Consider the following 2,660-nt stretch of genomic DNA (forward strand, 5'->3'; position numbering starts at 1 on the left):
ATAAACAGGACTGCTGTGAAAAAAAGTAGTGGTAAAGGAGAAAGTAAGAGAGCTTTTACTATTTTTTCATTTGAGTATTTCACTAATTTAATTCTCTTATCTACTCAATAAATAATAATACTATAACGATTTTATTGGAGGTTTTTTGATTCTATTTAACATAATGGCTGTTATGCAAAGTCGACTTGTAATGCAATTTGCATTACACTGTTCCTAGTACATTAAATACTTGGGAAATATGATGGCTACTGTTAACTTCAGGATCGATGAAGCCCTTAAAGAAAAATCTTATTCAATCCTTAAAGAGCAAGGTATTGCACCTACGGATTTCTTCACTAGTATTCTTGAGTATGTTGCTACGACTGGGAAACTGCCTGTCAAAAAAGCTTTGCTTTCGGAAGAAGATGAAGAATTATTAGCTCTTGTCCGTAAGCGCATTAATGATCCTAAAGAGATGTTTGAGGAAGTCACATTAGATGACTTATAAGCTTTTACGTCACAAGGACTTTACAGCAGAATGGGAAAAACTCCCTGTTGCTATACGAGATCAATTTAAAAAGAAACTAGCCAAAGTCATAGAGCAGCCACATATTCCAAAGAATATGCTTAGAGGCGATCTTGCAGGTTGCTATAAAATCAAATTATTAAAAGCTGGTGTCCGACTTGTCTATCAAGTTAAAGATAATCAGGTAGTTATCCTGCTCATTACCGTCGGAAAACGAGCTGATAGCATGGTTTATGACGAAGCGAAAAAGCGAATTAAAGACTAAAAATGGGAGCTTATAGCTCCCATTTTTGGCTTCGTATAAGGTGTATTATGTTAATTTTAGAAATTATTAATACGATTCTTCATCCCAAAGTATGCTCTCATCTATACTCTTCCGATCTCGATTATAACCAAAGCCACTCGGAGGATTTCTTACTCTCATTCCACGATATCTCTCAGGTGTTAACGTATTTATTCTGTCACTAATTTCCTTCATTTTATTAAGGAGTAAATTCCTTTCAACATGTTCTGATTCATTAAAACTTTTAGGTGAAAAATTCTCATCTAAAGATAAGCTTACATAATCAATTTTTAAATCATGGAGTTCATCTTGTAGTTTTTTAATTTGTTTATTTCTCAGATTTATTCTGTATTCTCTTTTTAGTTGATAGAAATTATTACTTCTAAATATATTTTCAATAAGTTCATCTAATTTTTTATAGTCGATGGATTCAAGAGTATGGAATTTATCTTTTATTTCAAAATCATATTTGAGTCCAAACCAATCCTGAATATAAAGATAGCTGTTTTTTACATAGTTTTTTTGAAGCGTTTCCGAATCATTATTTGTCAAAGAAATATTATCTAGACTCAAATATACATATATACCTTTCTGGGCTAAGCCTTGGATAACTTTTTGTAGTATCTCATCAGCAATTTCCCTATCAACACTTAAACATTCCCACATATAAATATATGTAGCATATGAAATGTTTGATGTTCCTAATTCATATTTAGATAACAACCGTCGATTAAAACCTATCTCTTCCGAAAACTCTGATTGACTCATATTAGCTGATAAAAAAATGTGTCTTGCTATTGAGAAACAAGAACCAAAAACCACATTGAATGAGGCTTTATATTCAAAGTTCATCATTACGTCCTACATATAACATTCAGCCACTATAAAACAAAAAATAAAAAGTCTCAAATGTAATTTTAAAAAACCAATTTATACCAATAATTGTATATTTTTTGAACAAACAGTGTCTATTTGGATTACTTGTGGTTGATTTAGTTCCGTGAAGAGCTATTATTGAATTACAGACCAACACATCAGGAGACCAAAAATGTGGGATGTATTAATTGATATCGCGGCAGAAGTAGCTAAAGAAGTTGTTAAAGACATTGTGAATAATTAACTGGAGATAAGAGATATGAATATTTTTTCTAATACAAAAAGTCCAATTGATGTTTTCTTCCCACCGATTCCGCCTATCTTTTTCTAAGATAGAACGGGGCCCTAAGGGTCCCAATTTTTTAGGGGTAGTGGCATGAAATTTAGAAGATTAAAAGCAAAACAGGTTTTAAAGCTAGTTACCTCTCTTGGTTGGTATTTCGATAGCCAAAAGGGTAGCCATAAGCATTTCAAACATCCTATTAAAAAAGGAAAAATTACCATTCCAGATCATCGTGATCTCGATATAGGAACATTAAGAAGTATTTTTGAACAAGCTGGTATAGGAGCTTATTGAGATAATTATGAAATTAATTATTAGCGCAATTTTTCTATTTTTTTTAGTTGGAAGTGGAACTTTATATTTTCTTTCACAACAAAAGTTAATTCTTACGAATCAGCATAAAGAATTAATGATGATGGGAGAATTTGCTAGAATGAATAAGCTTCAAACAACACAGAAACTTATTCAAGAAGTTAAAAAAGATAGATTAATTAAAGTTCATGAGTTTAATAAAGTAAAAAGAACTTTTACTTCTGAAATGAAAGCATATCTAAAAAGAAATGGACTAAAAAGTCAGACTTTACATATGAAATACAAGGTACAAGAACCAGCACATACATTTATTTAACATAATGGTGATTATACGAAGTACACTTGTATATTAATATAAATATCAATTACTTAAAAAATTTAATCTGATCACAAAATGCACA

Annotated in this window: 5 protein-coding genes; 4 read left to right on the forward strand and 1 reads right to left on the reverse strand. The window is 30.9% G+C overall.

The features are described from left to right. Positions 1-241 precede the first annotated feature (241 nt). Positions 242-487: a type II toxin-antitoxin system RelB/DinJ family antitoxin gene (locus NI466_RS15645; protein WP_000246755.1), complete on the forward strand. Its 246-nt coding sequence runs from the start codon at positions 242-244 to the stop codon at positions 485-487. Continuing rightward, positions 477-770: a type II toxin-antitoxin system RelE family toxin gene (locus NI466_RS15650; protein WP_159373035.1), complete on the forward strand. Its 294-nt coding sequence runs from the start codon at positions 477-479 to the stop codon at positions 768-770. The genes NI466_RS15645 and NI466_RS15650 overlap by 11 nt, the downstream gene beginning before the upstream one ends. A gap of 66 nt (positions 771-836) precedes the next feature. Here NI466_RS15650 and NI466_RS15655 read toward each other — a convergent pair whose 3' ends face one another. After that, entirely contained in the window at positions 837-1,640 is an 804-nt protein-coding gene (locus tag NI466_RS15655; protein WP_253174000.1) for a helix-turn-helix domain-containing protein, read from the reverse strand. A 400-nt stretch (positions 1,641-2,040) separates the two neighbouring features. On the opposite strand from NI466_RS15655, the gene NI466_RS15660 reads away from it, so the two are divergent. Together NI466_RS15660 and NI466_RS15665 are read left to right on the forward strand one after the other, a co-directional pair. Continuing rightward, entirely contained in the window at positions 2,041-2,241 is a 201-nt protein-coding gene (locus tag NI466_RS15660; protein ID WP_253174001.1) for a type II toxin-antitoxin system HicA family toxin, read from the forward strand. Positions 2,242-2,248: 7 nt separating this feature from the next. Then, a complete protein-coding gene (locus NI466_RS15665; protein WP_180018702.1) occupies positions 2,249-2,575 on the forward strand; it encodes a hypothetical protein in 327 nt (108 codons plus the stop codon). Positions 2,576-2,660 lie beyond the last annotated feature (85 nt).

This window comes from Acinetobacter lwoffii (genome assembly GCF_024129595.1).
Lineage (GTDB): Bacteria > Pseudomonadota > Gammaproteobacteria > Pseudomonadales > Moraxellaceae > Acinetobacter > Acinetobacter lwoffii_O.

Coding starts and splice junctions, on each gene's coding strand:
- NI466_RS15645 (WP_000246755.1), top strand. CDS start 242: ATGGCTACTGTTAACTTCAGGATCGATGAAGCCCTTAAAGAAAAATCT.
- NI466_RS15650 (WP_159373035.1), top strand. CDS start 477: ATGACTTATAAGCTTTTACGTCACAAGGACTTTACAGCAGAATGGGAA.
- NI466_RS15655 (WP_253174000.1), bottom strand. CDS start 1,640: ATGAACTTTGAATATAAAGCCTCATTCAATGTGGTTTTTGGTTCTTGT.
- NI466_RS15660 (WP_253174001.1), top strand. CDS start 2,041: ATGAAATTTAGAAGATTAAAAGCAAAACAGGTTTTAAAGCTAGTTACC.
- NI466_RS15665 (WP_180018702.1), top strand. CDS start 2,249: ATGAAATTAATTATTAGCGCAATTTTTCTATTTTTTTTAGTTGGAAGT.